General features: G+C 66.9%; 19 protein-coding genes. 9 read left to right on the top strand and 10 right to left on the bottom strand.

Annotated features, from left to right (window positions below):
* Positions 1-5 precede the first annotated feature (5 nt).
* Genes Q0579_RS03180 through Q0579_RS03155 form a run of 6 tightly spaced genes read right to left on the bottom strand, consistent with a single transcriptional unit; the run spans position 6 to position 5921 of the window.
* Entirely contained in the window at positions 6-1100 is a 1095-nt protein-coding gene (locus tag Q0579_RS03180) for an acyl-CoA dehydrogenase family protein (protein WP_298808998.1), read from the bottom strand.
* Positions 1101-2321 carry an acyl-CoA dehydrogenase family protein gene (locus Q0579_RS03175; protein WP_298808996.1) on the bottom strand — a complete coding sequence of 407 codons (1221 nt, stop codon included), beginning with the start codon at positions 2319-2321 and terminating at the stop codon, positions 1101-1103. It lies immediately after the preceding gene.
* A 4-nt stretch (positions 2322-2325) separates the two neighbouring features.
* Positions 2326-2784, bottom strand: coding sequence for an OB-fold domain-containing protein (locus Q0579_RS03170; protein WP_298808994.1), 459 nt, complete (start codon positions 2782-2784; stop codon positions 2326-2328).
* Positions 2781-3953 (bottom strand): transporter, encoded by a 1173-nt coding sequence (locus Q0579_RS03165; RefSeq protein WP_298808991.1) that lies wholly within the window; start codon positions 3951-3953, stop codon positions 2781-2783. Before Q0579_RS03165 ends, Q0579_RS03170 begins: the two co-directional genes overlap by 4 nt.
* Positions 3954-3982: 29 nt before the next feature.
* The gene (locus tag Q0579_RS03160; protein ID WP_046408745.1) at positions 3983-5119 is read right to left on the bottom strand and encodes a nitronate monooxygenase family protein; all 1137 of its coding nucleotides are present in this window, start codon (positions 5117-5119) and stop codon (positions 3983-3985) included.
* Between the two features lie 46 nt (positions 5120-5165).
* Complete coding sequence (locus Q0579_RS03155) at positions 5166-5921, bottom strand: FCD domain-containing protein (RefSeq protein WP_298808989.1); 756 nt, start codon at positions 5919-5921, stop codon at positions 5166-5168.
* A 135-nt stretch (positions 5922-6056) separates the two neighbouring features.
* Here Q0579_RS03155 and Q0579_RS03150 point away from each other — a divergent pair, with 135 nt between their 5' ends.
* The 7 genes from Q0579_RS03150 to Q0579_RS03120 all read left to right on the top strand — a co-directional run bounded on the left by Q0579_RS03150 (position 6057) and on the right by Q0579_RS03120 (position 13207).
* Positions 6057-6866 carry an enoyl-CoA hydratase-related protein gene (locus tag Q0579_RS03150; protein WP_298808987.1) on the top strand — a complete coding sequence of 270 codons (810 nt, stop codon included), beginning with the start codon at positions 6057-6059 and terminating at the stop codon, positions 6864-6866.
* Between the two features lies 1 nt (position 6867).
* The gene (locus Q0579_RS03145; protein WP_046408747.1) at positions 6868-7317 is read left to right on the top strand and encodes a PaaI family thioesterase; all 450 of its coding nucleotides are present in this window, start codon (positions 6868-6870) and stop codon (positions 7315-7317) included.
* Between the two features lie 23 nt (positions 7318-7340).
* Positions 7341-8147, top strand: a complete 807-nt coding sequence (locus Q0579_RS03140) for an NUDIX domain-containing protein (protein WP_298280166.1) — start codon at positions 7341-7343, stop codon at positions 8145-8147.
* A 336-nt stretch (positions 8148-8483) separates the two neighbouring features.
* Entirely contained in the window at positions 8484-9722 is a 1239-nt protein-coding gene (locus Q0579_RS03135; protein ID WP_298808984.1) for an HlyD family secretion protein, read from the top strand.
* Complete coding sequence (locus Q0579_RS03130; protein WP_298280164.1) at positions 9722-11248, top strand: DHA2 family efflux MFS transporter permease subunit; 1527 nt, start codon at positions 9722-9724, stop codon at positions 11246-11248. The genes Q0579_RS03135 and Q0579_RS03130 overlap by 1 nt, the downstream gene beginning before the upstream one ends.
* Positions 11248-12675 carry an efflux transporter outer membrane subunit gene (locus tag Q0579_RS03125; RefSeq protein ID WP_298808981.1) on the top strand — a complete coding sequence of 476 codons (1428 nt, stop codon included), beginning with the start codon at positions 11248-11250 and terminating at the stop codon, positions 12673-12675. Before Q0579_RS03130 ends, Q0579_RS03125 begins: the two co-directional genes overlap by 1 nt.
* A 100-nt stretch (positions 12676-12775) precedes the next feature.
* A complete protein-coding gene (locus Q0579_RS03120) occupies positions 12776-13207 on the top strand; it encodes a MarR family transcriptional regulator (protein WP_298274868.1) in 432 nt (143 codons plus the stop codon).
* Positions 13208-13265: 58 nt separating this feature from the next.
* Here Q0579_RS03120 and Q0579_RS03115 read toward each other — a convergent pair whose 3' ends face one another.
* Entirely contained in the window at positions 13266-13838 is a 573-nt protein-coding gene (locus tag Q0579_RS03115; protein ID WP_298274866.1) for a DUF4142 domain-containing protein, read from the bottom strand.
* Between the two features lie 153 nt (positions 13839-13991).
* Between Q0579_RS03115 and Q0579_RS03110 the strand changes: the two genes are divergently transcribed.
* Positions 13992-14639 (top strand): DUF4403 family protein, encoded by a 648-nt coding sequence (locus Q0579_RS03110; protein ID WP_298808978.1) that lies wholly within the window; start codon positions 13992-13994, stop codon positions 14637-14639.
* Positions 14640-14650: 11 nt separating this feature from the next.
* Here the strand turns inward: Q0579_RS03110 and Q0579_RS03105 are convergent, their stop codons facing one another.
* The 3 genes from Q0579_RS03105 to Q0579_RS03095 form a co-directional block, all read right to left on the bottom strand.
* A complete protein-coding gene (locus tag Q0579_RS03105; RefSeq protein ID WP_298274861.1) occupies positions 14651-15529 on the bottom strand; it encodes a hypothetical protein in 879 nt (292 codons plus the stop codon).
* Between the two features lie 163 nt (positions 15530-15692).
* Positions 15693-16241 carry a hypothetical protein gene (locus Q0579_RS03100; protein ID WP_298274858.1) on the bottom strand — a complete coding sequence of 183 codons (549 nt, stop codon included), beginning with the start codon at positions 16239-16241 and terminating at the stop codon, positions 15693-15695.
* Positions 16238-16864 carry a recombinase family protein gene (locus Q0579_RS03095; protein WP_298274855.1) on the bottom strand — a complete coding sequence of 209 codons (627 nt, stop codon included), beginning with the start codon at positions 16862-16864 and terminating at the stop codon, positions 16238-16240. Before Q0579_RS03095 ends, Q0579_RS03100 begins: the two co-directional genes overlap by 4 nt.
* Before the next feature lie 94 nt (positions 16865-16958).
* Here Q0579_RS03095 and Q0579_RS03090 point away from each other — a divergent pair.
* On the top strand, positions 16959-19187 hold a 2229-nt coding region (locus Q0579_RS03090), incomplete at its 3' end, for a Tn3 family transposase (protein ID WP_298808975.1).

The raw sequence follows: 19187 nt of genomic DNA, 5'->3' as shown, positions 1-19187 counted from the left end.
TGTCCTCAGGCGGCGCGCGCATCCCAACCCTGCAACGTTGCAGCCTCCGCGCGCACGATCTCCGGACCGCCAAGGACTTGCCGGTCGAAGCCGATCCGCTTGAACCAGTAGTGGAGACCAAGAAGGTCGGTGAAACCCATCCCGCCGTGAACCTCCGTGGCGGTGCGCGCAACGAAGCGCCCCACTTCACCGGTATGCGACTGGGCATGGCAGGCCATCAGCAGCGCCTCTTCGGGCACCGCGTCGAACGCGTGCGCAGCATACCAGACGAGAGAGCGGCAAGGCTCTAGCCGCGCCGCCATCTCGGCACACATGTGCTTGACCGCCTGAAAGCTGCCGATGACCCGCCCGAACTGCTCGCGCGCGCCGGCGTAGGCGACCGCCTTGGCGATCATGGCGTCCGCAGACCCCACCGCGTCGGCGGCGAGCAGCACCCGGCCCGCCGCGACCAGCATGCGGGCAGCGTCGCCAGTATCGTTGCCGAGCGGCTCGGCTGCGACACCGTCCAGGCGCAGCTCGCCGACGGCGCGGGTGAGGTCGATGGTGGGTAGGGCGACAAACTCCAGCCGGTCGGCGTGGCCGGTGACCAAGTGCAACGATCCATCCTCGTCCGCAAGAATGAAGGCGTCGGCGTCGGCGCTGTCGAGTACGAAAAGCGCCGTGCCGCGTAGCGTGCCATTGTCCGCCGTCACGCCGCTGCCATCACGTCGGCTGACCAACTCCGTCAGTCCCACCCCGAAACGGGCACTGCCATCGGCGATGCGCGGAAGCCATTGCGCCTGTTGCGCCGGCGAGCCGGCGAGACGCAGCGCAAGCGGGGCGAGGACGCAGCGCGCCACGAACGGCACCGGCGCCACCGCTGCGCCGAGCGCCTCCGCCACTACTGAGGCATCGAGCAGGCCCAGGCCGAGGCCGCCGTGCTCCTCGGGCACCATGATGCCGGAAAGGCCAAGCTCGGACAGCGCCGCCACCACCGCCGCACTGACGGCATGGCCGCCCTCCGCGACCTCGCGGACGTGATCGAGCGGGCAATGTTCGCGCAGCAGCCGATCGACCGCGTCGCGCAGCATCCGCTGCTCGGGGGAAAGACCGAAATCCATCTATGCCGCCTCCGCCTTGGGTGCGCGCGCGTGCTCCAGCTTCGGCTCGCGCGGCATGCCGAGCCCCCGCTCGGCGATGATGTTCTTCTGGATCTGCGCGGTGCCGCCGCCGATGATGAGGCCGAGCTGGAACATGTAGTTCCACTGCCAGCTTCCGCCCGCCCGCTCGCGCCGGCTGCCGCCGTACAGCAGGCCGAGCTCCCCCATGGCGTCGATCGCCAGCGCCGAGATCTGGTGCGCCAGTTCGCACGACTGGAGCTTGACGATCAGCTTGGCGAGGCCGCCGGGTTCGCCCTTCAGCGAATTGGACAGCAGCCGCAGGCCGTTGAACTTCATCGCCGCGACTTCGGCCTGCAGCGCCACCAGCCGGTCGCACAACGCCGCGTTGTCGATCGCGCGCACGCCGTCGATCCGTTCATCGTGCATCAGCTGCACGAGCGCGGCGAGGCGATTCTCCAGCGCCGCCGGGTCGCCCAGCATGCCACGCTCGTAACCGAGCGTGGCGTTGGCCACCATCCAGCCCTGCCCGCGCTGGCCGACGATCTGGTCCACGGGCACGCGCACGTCGGTGAAGAAGGTTTCGTTGAACTCGGCGTGGCCCGTCATCGTGCGCAGCGGGCGCACCTCGATCCCGGGTGCTTTCATGGAGAAGATGAGGTAGCTGATCCCCGCATGCTTGGGCGCGTCCGCTTCCGTCCGGACGAGGCAGAAGATCATGTCCGCCTGATGCGCGGTGCTGGTCCAGATCTTCTGCCCGTTGATGACGAACTCGCCGTTCTCCTCGCGCGCGCTGGTGCGCAGCGCCGCCAGATCAGAGCCCGCGCCCGGTTCCGAATACCCTTGGCACCAGACGATCTCTCCGCGCAGCGTCGGCGCGATCCAGCGGCGATTCTGCTCCTCCGTGCCGAGCTCGAGCAGCGTCGGAACGAGCATCGAGATGCCCTGGTTCGACAGCCCGCCCGGCACGCCCGCCGCGGCGAACTCCTCGGCGATGATGCGCGAGGTGAGGATGTCGGGTTCGGCACCGAAGCCGCCATATTCGCGCGGAATGGTGCGCGCGGTGTAGCCGTGTTCGAGCAGCAGCTGCTGCCACGCGACCGCGTCCGCCCCGGCGCGCTGCGCCGCGCCGGGCGCGGCCGGGGCACGGTGGCGGTTCTCGGCGATGAACGCGCGCAGCTCATCGCGGAACGCCTCGTATTCCGGGCCGTAACTCAGGTCCATCGGTTCACGCTCCTGCAGCTGGTGTGAAGACGGGCAGCCGGAACCCGTCGCCGATCGTTTCGAAGGCCAGCGCCACCGGCATGTCGAGCGCGAGCGTGGCAGGGTCGGCGCCGGTCAGCCGGGTCGCCATGCGGACGCCCTCGTCCAGCTCGACCACAGCCGCTACATACGGCACGTCGGCCGCGAAGGCGGGGTGAAGCGCCTGATGCGTCACCGTCCAGGAAAACAGCCGCCCGCGACCGCTGCTCGGCTCCCAGGAGAACGATGGCGAACCGCAGCGCGCGCACATGTAGCGAGGCAAATGGCGCCACGTCCGGCACGCGCCGCACCGCTGGAAATGGAGCGTGCCGCCCTGGCAGCGCTGCCAGAACTCCTGCTCCACCGGATCCTGCGGGTGTGGTAACGGCTTGGGGGGCGAGGCGGCGGGCGCCCGGAGCTTGGGCGGAATGTCGTCGTCGTTCATGCGAACCTCCGCAGGATGGCGATGCTGCCGTCGCCCAGGTCGCCCCAGCCGGTGACGAGCCCTGTCCGTGCTTCCGGCACCTGGCGTTCCCCGCAATCGTGCCGCAGCTGCCGCACGGCCTCGACGACGTGGTTGAGCCCCCAAACGTGCGCCTCGCTCAGCAGCCCGCCGTGGGTGTTGAGCGGATAGCGGCCACCGAGCTCGATCTGCCCGTCACGCACGAAGTCGAGCGCGCCACCCGGCTCGCAATAGCCCATCGCCTCGAGCTGGAGCAGGACGACGTAGGTGAAGCAGTCGTAGACCTGAAGGAAATCCATCTCCTCGCGGCGCACGCCGGCCATTTCGAAGGCCTTGGGCGCGGCGTAGCTCAGCCCGATCTTGAACGGGTCCGGGCGAGACGGGATGTCGTCCGCGGGATAGGGATGCCCCTCGGCGGCGCCTGCGATGGTGACGGGCACATGCGGCATGTCGCGTGCGCGGTCGGTGCGCGAGACAACGACCGCACACGCGCCATCGGTTTCAAGGCAGCAGTCGTAGAGTCGGAACGGCTCCGACACCATTCGCGCGTCGTGGTAGGTTTGCCAGTCGAGCGGCCGGCCGTAGGTGAACGCCTTCGGATTGAGTTGCGCATGCCGTCGGCACGCCATCGCCACCGCCCCCATGGCTTCCGGACCGACGCCGTGGAGCTGCGAATGCCGGGTCGCCAGCCAGGCATACATCTGCACCGGCAGGAACACGCCATAGGGCATGTAATACCCGCGAATCGTGTTGGTCAGCGTGTTCATGTTCATCGGCCGCGTGGGCGGAGCGCCCGGCTTGGGCCGCAGCGCGGAGAAGCCGTTCCAGCCGAGCGTGACGAGCACGTGGTCGCACAGCCCCGCCGCGATCGCGATCGCCGCATGCTGGAGCGCGGTCGTCGGACTCGCGCCGCCCATGTGGACGGTCGCGGCGTAGCGCAGCACATCGATGCCGAGGTTCGCCGCCAGTTCCTCCGACGTGGTGTAGATGGGCGGCGGCACCATGCCGTCGATGTCGGACGGGCGCAGCCCCGCGTCCGCGATCGCGCGCCGCGACGCCTCCAGCATCATGTCCACCGCGGTGCGCTCGGTGCCCTTGACGAAATCGGTTTCCCCGACGCCGGTGATCGCCGCCTTGTCCGAGAAGGTCATATCTGTCCCTCCTGTACCAGCCGCGACCCTCAGCGGAGGCCCGCCGCGCGGCCGAGCGCGCGCTCGGCATCGGCGACGAGGTCGCGCATCACCTCGGCGGCGGGGCGCACGGCGTGGATCAGCCCCATGCCCTGCCCGGCGAAGCCCGGGATGATGTCCTTGCGCTTCGCACGGATGCCCGACGCCATCACCGGACCGGCGATCATCGACTGGTATGGCATCGGTAGCGGCTCCTTGCCCGCCGCCACCCAGGCGTCGGCCCACTTGCTGCGGATCATGCGGGCAGGCTTGCCCGTGATCGAGCGGCTTACCACGGTATCGGCATCGCCGCTGTCGACGATCGCTTCCTTCTGGAAGTCCTCGATCCCCGCCTCCTCCGTCGCAAGGAACGCCGTGCCGACCCAGGCGCCCTCGGCGCCCAGCATGAAGGCCGCGGCCACACCGCGCCCGTCGGAGATGCCGCCAGCGCCGAGCACCGGCACCCGGTCCCCCACAGCATCGACCACCTGCGGGATGAGCGAGATGGTGCCGATCGGCGAATTATGCCCGCCGCCGTCGTGCCCCTGGGCCACGATCACGTCGATGCCCGACTCCACCACCTGTAGCGCGTGCTTCACCTTGCCGACGACCGCCATGACGACCGTGCCGTTGGCGTGGAGTCGATCCATCCACGGCCCCGGATTGCCGAGCCCCGCCGCGTAGACGGGCACCTTCTCCTCGACGACGACCTCCATCTGGGCCTCGAAGAACTCCTTGGAGAACAGCGCCGCGCCGCCGTTTGCCGCACCCTCCGTGACGGCGCGGCCGGAATCACGCGCGACGATCTCCAGCCCCTCGCGCTCCATGAAGTCGCGCGTGAACGCCTGATAGTCGGCGAGCACCGCGCGCGGGTCCGCCGGCGCGGCCCCGGTTTGCGGCGCCGAGCCGCGCCGCACCGAGGCGGGCAGGAGCGTGTCGACGCCGAACGGCTTGTCGGTCAGCGCGCGCGTTTCGCGGATCCACGCGCGGAGCTGCTCGGGTGAGCACGCTGCCGCGCCGAGCACGCCCAGCCCGCCCGCGTTGGAGACCGCCGCCGCCAGTCGCGGGACGCTTGCCCCGCCCATGCCGGCCAGGACGATCGGATAGTCGATGCCGAGCATCCCGCAGATTCGGCTGTTCAGGGCCATTGTCCGTCTCTCCCACATCGTTCTCGTTGCTGATCTACTCCGGCGGCTACGCCTCGAACGCCTGGGTCCAGCGCACCTTCTGATCCATCAGGTCGGGGCTGCGCCGCCCGAGATATTCCGCCGATCCCTCGACGAGCCGTTCCATCTCGCGCCGCGCCGTGACCGCGTCGCGCAGCCGCACCGCATGGACGACGCGCGCGAGGCGACGAACCTGGTTCTCGCGCTCGTGCTCGGAATAGCCGAGCTGGCGCGAAAGGTCGCGGGTCAGCAGATGCAGCGCGGACGTGAGCAACCCGAAAAGCGGATTGCCGCTCGCCCATGCCAGAAGGTCGTGGAAGCGCCGGTTGGTTTCCTCGAACAGCGTCGATTCCACCTGCTGCTCGAGCTCGGCGAAGCAGCTTGCCAGCGCCATCAGATCCGCCGCCGTTGCGCGCCGGGCAGCGTGAGAGGCCGCCCGCGGGGCCAGCGCCTCGCGCAGCTCGATCAGCGCGCGCAGGTCGGTGCCGACGAAGTGCAGTACGAGCGCAAGCGAACTCGTGAAATCGCCAATCTGCGGCCGCGCGACCACCGGCCCGCCGCCTCGACCGGGCTGCAGGTGGAGCACGCCCTGCAGTTCCAGAAAACGCAGCGCCTCACGCAATGTGGCGCGGGCGACTTCGTACCGCGCGAGCATGTCGTGCTCCGGAGGCAGCCGGTCGCCGACCTGGCGTGCGTCGGCCTCGATGTCGTGCACGATCGCCTGCGCCACGCGAAGCGCGCGCTTGCCCCTTGCGAACGAGAGCGCCTCGCCCTGCTCATCCACGTCCGGCATCAATAAATCCTTATCATGGTTTTATGTTGCTCCACTCCTTTATCTTTGTCCAGCGGCAAATTGCTGCCGTCGCCGGCTTGCAAGGCTATTAAAAGGGTATAATGTTAAAGCGCGGGAGGGGAATTGATGACCGACAACGCAGCCTGGATGGAAACCGATGGATATATCGCCATCATCCATCTCAACCGACCCGCGGCGCGCAACGCGCTTGATCCGCAGATGCTGGTGGAACTGGCCGACTGCTGGAGCAGGGTGCGCGACGACGCCGAGATCCGCGTCGCGGTCGTGACCGGCACCGGCGACGCCTTCTGCTCAGGTGCCGACCTCGGCCGCCTTATCCCGCTCGTCAGCGGCGGGCGACCGCCGGAGGACGAGTGGGATCGCCGCGTGCTCGCTGACCGCGATATTCTCGGCACCGCGCTGCTGCGCACATTTGACGTCGTCAAGCCGGTGATCGCCGCCATCAACGGGCATGCGATCGCAGGCGGCATGGAACTGGTCCAGGGTACAGATCTCAGGATCGCATCGAGCGCCGCGCGCTTCGGCGTGCAGGAGGTCAAATGGGCGATCTTCCCGGGCGGGGGATCGACGGTGCGACTGCCGCGCCAGCTTCCCTTTGCGCGCGCGATGGAATTGCTGCTCACCGGCGATCTGATCGATGCCGGAACCGCGCTCGACTATGGCTTCCTCAACCGCGTCGTTGCGCCGGAGGAGGTGCTGCCTGCGGCGCTCGACTTCGCGCGACGGATCGCCGCCAACGGCCCGATCGCGGTGCAGGCGATCCGCGCGTCGGCGCGCGCCTGTATCGGGCGGCCGGAGAGCGAAGGCATGAACCTCGAGTCGGGCTTCGCCGCGCCGGTGTTCCGAACTGAAGACGCGCGCGAAGGTCCGCGCGCCTTCATGGAAAAGCGTACACCCGTTTTCAAGGGACGTTGAGATGGTTGACGAGGCATCCTCGGGTATCGCGAACGGGCTGGCGGGCGCCGCATTGCAAGGCGCGCTCTCGATCGCGCCGTTCCACGCCTGGCTCGGGCTTCGCGTCGAGGACGTGACAGACGGTGTCCTTCACCTCAGCATGCCGTGGCGCGACGAGATCGTATCGAATCCGCGGATCCCGTCCGTGCATGGCGGCGTGCTCGCCAGCCTGATCGATCTCGCCGGCATGTATGTCCTGCTGACGAGGACGCGCGCGGTCAGCGCCACCGCGTCGCTCCACGTCGATTATCACCGTCCGGCAAGCGGCGGCCCGCTTCACATCCACGCGCGCGTCGTGAAGATAGGACGGACGCTGTCGGTCGCGGACAGCGAGGTGCGCTCGCCCGACGACGTGCTGCTCGCCAGCGGTCGCGGTTCGTATCTCATGCGGGACGGCGGCATCGCGACATGACCGTGCAGAGAATAGGAGAGATCATGAGCATCGAGACCGCGTCGGCGGACGCCAGGCGCACTCCGGCCGAGCCGCGACCGGCCGGCACCATCCTGCTGCTGCGGGATGTGCCCGAATATCAGGTGCTCATGGTGCGACGACACCACCAGATCGATTTCGCCTCGGGAGCGCTGGTGTTCCCGGGAGGCAAGATGCACCCCGGTGACGACGATCCGCGCTGGCGCGATCACGTAACCGGGTGGGACGAAATCGACGCGACCCAGCGCGCGCTGCGCATCGGCGCCATCCGCGAGGCGTTCGAGGAAGCGGGGATCCTGCTGGCCAACTATCCCGACGGCCGCGGCTTCTCCAGTGTATGCGACGCCGAGGCCCGCCGGAAGGTCGATACCGGGGAACTCGCCTTCCTCGATGTCGTCGCCGGATTGGGGGTGAAGCTCTCGCTGACCGCCCTGACCGTTTTCGCCCGCTGGATCACTCCAGAAATGATGCCGAAGCGGTTCGACACCTGGTTCTACGCTGCCCCCGCTCCGGCCGACCAGGTCGCGATCTGCGACGGACATGAAACGGTCGATGCCGAGTGGATCGCGCCAGAGTCGGTCCTGGACCTCGCCCGAAGCGGCGCCCGAACCGTGATCTTCCCCACCTTGATGAACGTGAAGCTGCTGGCCGAGGCCGAGAGCGCAGCAGATTGCCTCGCCCGAGCGGAGGCACGTCCGCTGGTCACCGTGCTCCCGCAGGTCGAGACACGGGACGGAGAGCGTGTTCTGACCATTCCGCTCGATGCTGGCTATGGTGAAGTCACACAGAGTTTGGCTGAGCTCAGGGCCTGACATCCCAGGTTCCGACTATTGCAGAACCTCCCCATGCCGCTCTGGCAAAACAGAGCGGCCTTTTCTTGGGACTTTGGCCTGACACCTGTAAGTTGCCGAAGGCCGACGTTTCGCGTCGGCTGGCGCCCGGCCAGATCGAGATCAGGATCTGCACATACCGACCGTCACATCTTGGGTGGCGGCGAGACACAATTCAAACGTGGTTTGGCCAGCGTCGGATTAGCTTCGCGACGCGACTCATTCGGGCGTCATATGTGCGACGCCCAGAATGTCTGTAGCGTTACTCTCGAGCTCCGACTATGCTACGGTTCGGTTTACATTTGACGGGACGGCAGGGTGGCTGACGATCGGGCTGAGAACCACGAAAACAAAGTGAGACATGAGGACCCGGACGCGAATTTTCACCCAGAATCCAGGTCGGAGGACGGTTCCGAGGAGAAGAATGGCGAAAAGAAGCCGTCGCTTCTCGAGCGCTACCCCATCATTCGCTACGTCCTCATCGCCGCGCTTGTCGCCGGCATCATCGCGGCTATCGTTTGGTACATGAATTATCGCGCGAGCGGCCAGTTCCTGCAGTCGACCAACAACGCCTATGTGCGCGCGGACTTCGTGACCGTCTCGCCGAAGGTGGGCGGCTATGTCGAGCGTGTTCTCGTCGCCGACAACCAGCCTGTCCGTCGCGGTCAGCTGCTCGCCGTGCTCGATCCTCGCGACTACCGCGCCAATGTCGAAGAGGCGCAAGCCCAGATCGCCGCAGCCGGCGCCAACATCACCACTGCGCGCCGGACACTTGATGAGCAACAGGCCACGGTCGCCCAGGCGGCCGCCCAGGTCGCGAGCGCCGAGGCTGCCGCCGCAGCGGCAGAGAACGAGGTAAGACGCTACGAACCGCTCACCCGGACAGGGGCGGAATCGCGTGAGCGGCTGGCAAGCCTGGTGCTTCAGCGTGACCGGGCTGCCGCGGAGCTGCGCGCGCAGCGAGCGGCCTACCTCGCCGCCCGTCGCAGTGTTGCAACCCAAGCGGCTCGCATCGGTCAGGCGGAGGCGCAGCGTGGCACCGCGCAGGCGCAGCTTGCGCGCGCCTCGACGGACCTCGGGGCCGTCGAGATCCGCAGCAGCATCGACGGCGTTGTCGCCGACAAGGCCGTCCGGGCTGGGCAATATGTCCAGCCGGCGACCCGGCTGATGTCGGTGGTGCCAGTCGATCAACTCTACATCGAGGCGAACTTCAAGGAAACTCAGGTCGCGCTGATGCGCGTCGGGCAGCCCGTGACCATCAAGGTGGATGCACTGGACGGTGCCGAACTGCGAGGCCGGGTCGCCAGTTTTTCTCCGGGGACGGGCGCGCAGTTTTCCCTCATCCCGCCCGAGAACGCGACCGGGAACTTCACCAAGATTGTCCAGCGCGTGCCCGTGCGGATCAGCATCGAGGCGGGTCCGGAGGCGCGGCGGGTGCTACGTCCCGGACTGTCGGTGGAGGTGACGGTCGACACGATCGGCGCCAAGGGAAGCCGGGAACGAATCAAGCAGGAAACCGAGCGGCTGAAGCGCGGCGAGACGCAGGGCGCGCGCTGATGGCGGCGGAACGCGCCGGCCTGCGCGACTGGCTTGCCGTCGCTGCAGGCACGATCGGGTCGTTCATGGCGCTTCTCGACATCTCGATCGTCAATGCGGCCCTGCCCACAATCCAGGGCGAAATCGGCGCGAGCGGCACCGAGGGCACCTGGGTCGCGACCTCCTATCTCGTGGCGGAGATCGTCATGATCCCGCTAAGCCCCTTCCTGGTGCGCCTGTTCGGTCTGCGCAACTTCCTGCTGGGCGCGGCGATCAGCTTCACCGGCTTTTCCGTCGTGTGCGGCATCTCGACGACGCTGCCGATGATGATCGCTGGCCGTGTGGGCCAGGGCTTTACCGGTGGTGCGCTGATTCCGACTGCCATGACCATCATCGCGACGCGGCTGCCCCCGTCACAGCAGCCGATCGGCACCGCCGCGTTCGGCGGCACCGCGATCCTCGGCCCGGTGCTCGGGCCGATCATCGGTGGTTGGCTCACCGACAATTACAGCTGGCATTATGCCTTCTTCCTCAACGTGCCGGTCTGTGCCGGGCTCGTCCTGCTCCTGCTGTTCGGGCTCAAGCACGAGAAGCTGCGGCTCGACCAGCTGCGCCATGCCGACTGGTTCGGGATCGCGGGGCTCGCGATCGGCTTGGGAGCGCTCACCGTCATGCTGGAGGAGGGACAGCGCGAGATGTGGTTCGAGTCCGCGATGATCGTGAAGCTCGCGATCGCAACGGTGTTCGGCTTTGCGCTCATCACGATCGGACAGGTCCGCTCCGCGCATCCGGTTCTCAAGCTGTCGCTGATCTTCAGCCGGTCGTTCGGCAGCGTCTTTGTCCTCAGCCTCGTTATCGGCGTCGTGCTCTACGGCGTGACCTTCCTGATCCCGCAATTCCTTTCTTCGATGGCGGATTACAGCGCCTTGCAATCGGGAAAGGTGGTCTTCGTCTCCGGCATCCCCGCCCTCATGCTGATGCCGTTCCTGCCGCTCGCGTTCAAATATCTCGATGTCCGCCTGGCGGTCTTTGTCGGCATGACGCTGATCGGCGTCAGTTGCGCCATGGATTGGCATCTCACCGCGCAGTCTGCCGGGGGCGATCTCACAGACTCACAGCTCGTCCGCGGCTTCGGGCAGATCTTTGCCATGATGTTCCTCAACCAGGCCGCGATCAGCGCCGTGGCTCCAGAGGATGCCGGCGATGCGTCGGCCCTGTTCAACGCGGGACGTAACCTCGGCGGATCGATCGGCCTCGCGCTGATGGCGACCCTTCAGGACCGGCAGACCTTTCTCCATTTCAACCGGCTGGGCGAAACGGTGTCGGCCAACGCGGCGACCACGCAGGAATGGTTCGCGAAGGCCATGGCCATGCCCTCCGGCGAAGCCGGCGCCTATCGGCAGCTCGCGGGTCAACTCCTCGAGCAGTCGACGGTCATGGCCTATAACGACCTGTTCTTCGCGCTCGGCATCGCGATCGCGATCACCACGCCGCTGGCGCTGTTCCTCCGCCCGATCTCCTCCAGCACGCAGATGGCGATGCACTGATGAAACGACTTAGCTGGACCATTCTCCCCTTTCTGCTGACCGGATGCGTTGTCGGACCCAATTACGGAGGCCCGCCGAGCATCGCGAGCGGGGAGCGCCCCGGATCGACGTTCCGCCGTGCGGATCAGGCGATCACGGTACCACAGCCTCCGATCGCACGCTGGTGGGAGGGCATGGGCGATCCGCAGCTCACGGCTCTGATCGACCGCGCGCTCGCCGCGAACCCAGACGTGGCGATCGCGGAGGCGCGCATCCGCAAGGCGCGCGCGAGCCTGCGCGAACAACGCGCGAACCAGCTTCCCACCGTATCGGCGTCAGGCACGGCGATCGTCGCCGATCTTCCCGCAGGCTCGCTCGCGTTGCCGACGCAGGGCGAGCAATCCGATCGTATCAGAGCCGAATTCTACAACGCCGGCCTTGATGCGTCGTGGGAGATCGATCTGTTCGGCGGACGGCGCCGCGCGGCCGAAGGTACCGAGTCCCAGGCTCAGGCGGCCGAAGCCAACAGAGCTGATGCGCAGGTTCGTCTCTCGGCGGAGGTGGCCCAGAACTATGTGACTTTGCGCGAACTCCAGCAGCGCCTGATCCTCGCCCGCCGCTCCGCGCAGCTTCAGCAGCGATCACTCGCCCTGCTGCAACAGCGCGAGCAGCGCGGTGCGTCGTCCCGCGACGAGGTGGTGCGGTTGACGACCGAGCTGACCCGCACGGAGGCCGGGCTGTTGCCGCTCGAGGGACAGATCGCGACCACGCTGGACCAACTCGCCCTGCTCACTGGCGACGAGCCCGGTGCACACGATGCGTTGTTGTCAACACCGGCGCCGATCCCGATGATCCCAAGGACGGTTGCGATCGGCGATCCTGCCGCGATGCTGCGACGACGACCTGACATTCGCGCGGCCGAGCGGCAGCTGGCGGCGTCGAACGCGCAGATCGGAGTCAACGTCGCCCGACAGTTCCCGTCAGTCAGCATCATGGGGATCATCGGCCTGGGCGGTCCCGATATCACCGATGTCGTCGATCCCGGCAGCGTCGCGGGCCTTCTCCTACCGCGGATCAGCTGGAATTTCCTCGACTTCGGCCGCAATCGTGCCCGCGTCGAGCAGGCCCGGGCAGATCGCGATGAGGCGGAGGCGCAATATCGCAAAACTGTCCTCGCCGCGCTGTCCGATGCGGAAACCAGCCTGACCCGCTTCGGCAACCAGCGCCGAAATCTGTTTTCGGCAATCGCGAGCCGGAACGGTGCCAGACAGTCGGCGACCTACGCCGTGCAGCGCTTTGAGCAGGGAGCGACACCACTCACCACGTCACTTGATGCCGAACGCGCGGCGCTTTCCGCTGATCAGTCGTTACTCGAAGCGACGGGTGAACTAGATCGTGCATTTGTCGCGCTGCAAAAGGCGATGGGACTTGGATGGAGCCAGCAGTGACGGTCTTGCAACCATGCCAGGGAGGGGCCTCGACCGCGTGACCCCGCCGCTTCTGCCGCCACCTGCCCAATATCTGCGTGATGACGCGATCAGGGGTGGGATGGACCTGATGTTCTTCGCTCACCGGTCCCATTTGGCTAACGCCGACGCTGAGCTGGCCAAGCAGAACCTCGGGCGGGCGCATCACCGGGTTCTATATTTCCTCGGAAGGTATCCGGAGATTTCGGTCAGTGAACTCCTGGACGTTCTCAGTGTCACCAAGCAGTCGCTTGGTAGGGTCATGAGGGATCTGATGGATCGCGGGCTCGTCTGCGGACGCGTCGGGGAACGGGATCGTCGTCAAAAGCTGCTTTCGCTGACGGATGAAGGACGAACGCTCGAGAACGCGCTGTTCGAGGATCTCCGGCGAAACATGGCAAACGCCTACTCAGCTGCAGGAGAGTCCGCCGTAACAGGCTATTGGGTAGTGATGCAGCACCTGATGCGGAGCGAAGCTCGCACGCAATTTGGCCGTCTGCATTCGCGGCAGTGATGCGAACAGGTGCCGGACCAGATCGAAGGAGGGCTTCATCGACCTGGCCCGGCGTTTATCACCGACCTGCAAGCCCGGAGGGCGTGAGGGACTTGCCGGTGGTGAGCTCGTTCTCCAGCACCGGGACCGCAGTACCGGCGACCTGTTGCAGTGCCGGGTCGGTACCGTCCTGCGCGTAGCCCTTGTGAATGGCCCAAGCAGCCTGCTGCACCTGCGCCGACTGGGTTAGATACAGGTTATCGAACGCGCTCTTCGGTGCCTTCTGCAGCAGCTTGAGCAGGGCGGCGCGGTCGGCGGACAGGGTTGAGGAAGGCGCCTTGATCGTGCGCTGATCGTTCTTCAGCGCCGCCAGTAGCGCCTTGTGGCTGCTTTGCGTTTCGGCCAGCACCCGCTTCGCATAGGCCTTGACGTCATCACGCTGCGCACGCGTCGCGGCGAGCTGCGCCGCCTTGATCTGGTAGAGGTTGGCGTCGGCCGCGGCGAGTACGTAATTGGGTCCGCTCTGGCTCGCAATCGGCGAGACGCCGACGTCGGCGCTCGTCATCGTTCCGGACGTGGCGGGCGAAACGGCCTGCGCCAACACTGGTACCGGCGCCAAGGTGAGCAGCGCAGCAACTATCGCAGTCTTCATCGAGATCCTCCATTGGTGGTCTTTGGCATTGACCGAGATTAGCGGATCGAACAATAACGAAACGGAACGGTTCCCTTTACAAACCTTGCCCCAGTGATTCTACTGGGGGAGCGGCCGCTCTGACGTCTGGAGTGCACGGCGATGGAGAACACGATGGCTTCGGGAACCGTTCCCATGCGGGTCGAGCCGGAAGCTGAAGCGCCGCGCCAAATCGTCGGGTCTTCGTTGCGCAGGCGCGAAGTCTCGAGTGTCTCGATCGCGTTCGCCCTGCTCTGCGTCGCCTACCTCGCCGGCTGCGATCGAACTCCTCGCCAGGCGCCGCCGCGAGCAACGGACACGATCGGGGCGCCCCCGCAGACGTCCACCATCGACGTGCCTATTGTCGCGGACCTGGGCAAGCTTGCGGCAAGCCTCGAACAGGCGGTTCCGCGTCGTCTCTGGTCGATCGACAAGCCGGGGCAGACCTGCGTACCGCCGAAGCAGGTCAAGATCCTCTTCGCCAAGATCAAGACGCCCACCATCCGGTGCCGCATTACCGGTACTGTCGTCCGGGGGCCGCTGATGTTGGAGGGTTCGGGGAAAACGATCACCGTTACCATGCCGCTTCACGCCGCGATCAGCGCCCGGGATGTGGGAGGCGTGCTCAGCCGGGAAACGGCCGAGGCGGACGCCCGCGTCAGGGCCGCGGTAAGGCTCGACATCGCTCGCGACTGGTCGCCGCGCGGTACGGTGTCGATTGCTTACGACTGGACCGACGAGCCGCAGGGGTCAGTTCCGGCTGAGGGCGAAATGACACTCTAAGACGATCGGTCCTATGGATGGGCGAGGGCGGTGACAGCATCTCCCACGCGCCATTGATGCCATCTGTCACCGTCGATGAGGTGCAGGGTGTCACTACGGCCGGTCAGAAGCATGGACTTCTCCGAACCGGCGAGCCGTAGCGGCATCTGCCATGTTGCCAACGTGGCCGCCGCTTCGCCGCTTCCTCGCTGGTCCAATTCGACTAGGGCCAGTCGTGCAGCATCGCTGCCATAGCCTCCGGCGAGCAGCATATGGTTGCCGTCGATCGCGATCGCTTTCGCGCCGGCAAACTCGTTGCGCCACCATCGCGTCGCCTTTCCAGGGACGAAGCGGACCAGCGGGAAGTCGGTGTAGGGGGATGCCCATGCACCTGAGCCGGCAGGCGTCAGCGCATAGCAATCGGCGATGAACCCTGCTTCCTCGGGCCATGTCGGCACATCCACGATGCTGCCGTCCGGCGTGAAGCAGGCGACGCCATTGGAGGAAGGTGGCCACTCCATCCCGGGAACGCTCCATCCCCCGCCGAATATGCCTTCGTCGAACCAACCGATCCAGATCCGGTCCATATCGTCGATCGTGACATGCTCGATACCGTCGCCCAGCATGAACCGGGTGAGAAGCGTACCGTCAGGGGAGAAAACGCGGGCGTTTGGCTCACCGCGTGTGCGAGAGCCGACCACCAGCCAACGCCCATCGGCAAAACGACCAAGCAGCGGATGCGGCGTTTCGAGCGGGAAGACAGGGCCTTCCCGCCAACCTTCTGCACCCCAGATCAGCAGCTTGGCCCGACCGCTTCTGGTGAGACGGTCGATGCGGCCGGGCGGGTCAAGGCGTCCGTCGCGACTGGCGTGAATACGCGCCCATTCGCTTGCCAGATCGACGTCGGTCACGACGACCGCAAGCGTGCCATCAGCGAGGATGGTATGGTGAAGTGCATACCATCCGGTCGGGATGGGCGAGAGTGACGTAGTGGTATGCGGAGGCATAGGCAGACGAAATACTCCCTCTCGATCGTGCGCCATGGGGGCGCACCGGTCACGCTGTGCTGGCGGCTTAAATATCGGTGAGATCCTCGGGGTAACGCCCACCGCGCTGGCAGAACAGCAGCCACGTTTCCCGTCCCCGCTCGGTCAGGAGTAGGTACTGCGACTTATCTGAGGCATAATCGAGCAGGTTCAGGCGGACGAGGGGCCTGATGCTGCGTTCACCGATCACCCTGCCAGAGCTGCGATCTTCCGCGACGATCGCCCAGCCCGGCGTGCCGCGTTCGGTGAGCGCGGGCGCCAGATGCCCGTCGCGCGACTGGCTGCCGCAACCACCCAGAATAGCCAGGCAGATGCTCCAGAAGCCTTCGCGGGGGCGCGGCGGGATCAGCGCCCATTCGACCGGACCGGTATCCGGTTGCCCCGGAACCGGGATTAGCGCTGCCGGACCGTCCCGCACGCCATCGCGATATGCCCGCTCCAGTGCCTGGGCGATGGCACCGGCGGTATCGACGGTGAGGCCGTACTTCCGGTCGGAGCGGTCCTTGGAGACGATACCGCGCGCGATCTCGCGGAAGCGCGCCTTGCGCCGTGGATCGGGTGGAAACTGTCTGGTCATGCCACTCCCTCGACAGGAGCCGCATCCTCACGCGCCCGCCCGACGATCGCGGCGACGGTGTTCTTGCTGAGGCCGAGGTCGCGCGCGATCCAGCGATAGCTGCGGCCCTCGGCGACAAGCGCCAGCACCTTGGGGGCGAGCCGGTCGGACTTGGGGCGGTCGCCGGTCTGCCGCCCGAGCTTGCGACCACGCGCCCGAGCAGCGGCGAGGCCGGAACGTACCCGTTCGCTGAGCATGTCACGCTCGAACTGCGCAATGCCGGCAAGCATCGTCGCCATCATCCGCCCGTGCGGGGTGTCGACCTCGAACGTCATGCCGCTCATGGCGACGACCGACACGCGCCAGCCCGACAGCCGGTTCAGCGTATCGAGCAGGTCCTGCGTCGAGCGGCCCCAGCGGCTGAGTTCGGTGACGAGGATCACGTCGATGTGTCGCGCCTGCGCCAGCTTCATCACCTCGGCGCGCGCCGAGCGGTTTGCCTTCATTCCCGAGGCGGTTTCGCGGAACACCTCGACCACCTCGTATCCGCCCCGTTCGGCGAAACCGGCAAGGTCGCGCAGCTGCCGCTCGCACGACTGGTCGGCGGTCGAGACACGAGCGTAGATGGCGGCGCGTTGTCCCAATTGAACCTTCCCGAAAACCGGCCCTGAAAACCCTTGATCTGCGCCGGGTCAGTGTTGTCCAAAACAGACTTCTGTTCAACCGGGACACTGAGCCATGCCGAGACGCCATATCCTGAGCGCCCGGCAGCGATCGGCGCTGCTCGACCTGCCGACCGACGAGGCGTCGCTGCTGCGGCACTACATCCTGGCGGATGACGACCTGATCCATGTCGACCGGCGACGCCGGCCGGAGAACAGGATCGGCTTTGCGCTGCAACTCTGTGCGCTGCGCTATCCCGGCCGGATGCTGGCACCGGGCGAGGTCATCCCGCTGGCGGCATCCGCCTTTCTCGGTGCCCAGCTCGGCATCGCCGGCGACACACTCGTCCGCTATGCCGTCCGCCGCCAGACCCGCCAGCAGCACATGGAAGTGTTGCGCCGGACATACGGCTACAGGATGTTCCCCGGACAGGGCGCACCGGCACGCGCGTTCCGCGAATGGCTGATCGCGGAAGCAGAACAGGCTCGCTCCAACGACGATCTTGCCCGGCGCTTCATCGCCCGCTGCCGCGAAACCATGACCATCCTGCCGGCGATTACCACCATCGAGCGGCTGTGTGCGGACGCGCTGGTCGCGGCCGAACGGAATATAGAGAAGCGGATCGCCGCGCGGCTCGATCGCGTCGCCTGCACCCGGCTCGACCGGCTGACGGCCGAGATGCTGCCGGGTGCGATCAGCCGCTTCATCTGGCTGCGCCGGATCGAGCCGGGCAACAATTCCGCCGCGGCGAACCGGCTGCTCGACCGGTTGGAGTTTCTCCGCGCGATGAACCTCGGCGCTGACCTGCTCGCCGGCGTCCCGCCGCACCGCGTCGCTCGGCTGCGTCGGCAGGGCGAACGCTATTTCGCCGATGGCCTGCGCGACCTGAACGCCGATCGGCGCCGCGCCATCCTCGCGATCTGCGTCATCGAATGGGCGGTCGCGACCGCCGATGCGGTGATCGAGACGCACGACCGGATCGTCGGCCGGACCTGGCGCGAGGCGAAGCAGTTGCACGATGCGCGTGCAGCGGAAACCAGAGGTGCGGTCACCGCGACGCTGGACGGGTTCGCCGCGCTCGGCCGATCGCTGCTCGACGCGCATGGCGATGGCGCATCGCTGGAGGATGCGGTCGCGCGCGTGGCGGGCTGGGAGCGGCTCGACCACCTCGTCGCTACGGCCAGGACGCTGACCGACACGTTGGGTGATGATCCGCTGGCGCATGTCGACCAAGGCTATCACCGCTTCCGCCGCTATGCGCCGCGTATGCTACGCTGCCTCGACCTCGAAGCCGCGCCGGTCGCCCGGTCTCTGCTCGCCGCGGTGACCGTCATCGCCGCCAGGGGCGAACTCCCGGTGACCGACGATTTCCTGCGCCCGCATTCCAAATGGCGGCGTCAGTTGCGGGTGAGGGGCGGCGATGATGCGCGTCTCCGCGAGGTCGCGGTGATGTTCCACCTGCGCGACGCGCTGCGCTCGGGCGATATCTGGCTCGACCGCTCGCATCGCTATGGCGACCTGCGGGACGTCCTCGTGCCGATGGCAGTCGCGCGTACCATGAAACTGGCAGTCCCGTCCGATCCGCAGGTCTGGCTGGCGGATCGCAAGGCGCGGCTTGCCGATGCTCTCGCCCGCCTCGGTCGCGCCGCGCGCAACGGGACGATCCCGCACGGCAGCATCGAGGATGGGACGCTGCGCATCGAGCGCCTCAGCGCGGACCCGCCGGACGGGATCGAGGAATTGCTGCTCGACCTGTACCGTCGCCTGCCGCCCATCCGCATCACCGACCTGCTGCTCGAAGTCGATGCCGCGCTCGGCTTCACCGATGCCTTCACGCACCTGCGCACCGGCATACCGTGCAGCGACCGGATCGGCCTGCTCAACGTCCTGCTCGCCGAGGGGCTGAACCTCGGCCTGCGCAAGATGGCCGAGGCGTGCAACACCCACGACTATTGGCAGCTCTCCCGCCTCGCGCGCTGGCATGTCGAGAGCGAGGCGATCGACCAGGCGCTGGCGGCCGTGGTCGCCGCGCAAGGCGCACTGCCGATGGCGCGGGTCTGGGGCATGGGCACCACCGCGTCGGCCGACGGCCAGTTCTACCCCGCTGCGCGGCAGGGCGAGGCGATGAATACGGTCAACGCCCGCTACGGCAACGACCCCGGCATCAAGGCCTACACCCACGTCAACGACCGCTTCGCACCGTTCGCATCGCAGTCCATCCCGGGGACCGGTGAGAGGATGGTCGAAAACGTACGCTCTCATGACTGCCATCCGAGACGCTGGCCGAGTTTACCTTGTCGCTGG

This window comes from uncultured Sphingomonas sp., from assembly GCF_936927845.1.
Taxonomy (GTDB): domain Bacteria; phylum Pseudomonadota; class Alphaproteobacteria; order Sphingomonadales; family Sphingomonadaceae; genus Sphingomonas.
Note: the sequence above shows the minus strand (reverse complement) of the source record. Positions and strands in the feature narration are given on the sequence as shown.

Bases quoted from the DNA above. Each gene is read 5' to 3' on its own strand.
- Q0579_RS03150 (WP_298808987.1), top strand. From the start codon at position 6,057: ATGACCGACAACGCAGCCTGGATGGAAACCGATGGATATATCGCCATC.
- Q0579_RS03100 (WP_298274858.1), bottom strand. From the start codon at position 16,241: ATGACCAGACAGTTTCCACCCGATCCACGGCGCAAGGCGCGCTTCCGC.
- Q0579_RS03145 (WP_046408747.1), top strand. From the start codon at position 6,868: ATGGTTGACGAGGCATCCTCGGGTATCGCGAACGGGCTGGCGGGCGCC.
- Q0579_RS03160 (WP_046408745.1), bottom strand. From the start codon at position 5,119: ATGGCCCTGAACAGCCGAATCTGCGGGATGCTCGGCATCGACTATCCG.
- Q0579_RS03170 (WP_298808994.1), bottom strand. From the start codon at position 2,784: ATGAACGACGACGACATTCCGCCCAAGCTCCGGGCGCCCGCCGCCTCG.
- Q0579_RS03130 (WP_298280164.1), top strand. From the start codon at position 9,722: ATGGCGGCGGAACGCGCCGGCCTGCGCGACTGGCTTGCCGTCGCTGCA.
- Q0579_RS03110 (WP_298808978.1), top strand. From the start codon at position 13,992: ATGGCTTCGGGAACCGTTCCCATGCGGGTCGAGCCGGAAGCTGAAGCG.
- Q0579_RS03120 (WP_298274868.1), top strand. From the start codon at position 12,776: ATGGACCTGATGTTCTTCGCTCACCGGTCCCATTTGGCTAACGCCGAC.
- Q0579_RS03125 (WP_298808981.1), top strand. From the start codon at position 11,248: ATGAAACGACTTAGCTGGACCATTCTCCCCTTTCTGCTGACCGGATGC.
- Q0579_RS03165 (WP_298808991.1), bottom strand. From the start codon at position 3,953: ATGACCTTCTCGGACAAGGCGGCGATCACCGGCGTCGGGGAAACCGAT.
- Q0579_RS03140 (WP_298280166.1), top strand. From the start codon at position 7,341: ATGAGCATCGAGACCGCGTCGGCGGACGCCAGGCGCACTCCGGCCGAG.
- Q0579_RS03115 (WP_298274866.1), bottom strand. From the start codon at position 13,838: ATGAAGACTGCGATAGTTGCTGCGCTGCTCACCTTGGCGCCGGTACCA.
- Q0579_RS03175 (WP_298808996.1), bottom strand. From the start codon at position 2,321: ATGGACCTGAGTTACGGCCCGGAATACGAGGCGTTCCGCGATGAGCTG.
- Q0579_RS03180 (WP_298808998.1), bottom strand. From the start codon at position 1,100: ATGGATTTCGGTCTTTCCCCCGAGCAGCGGATGCTGCGCGACGCGGTC.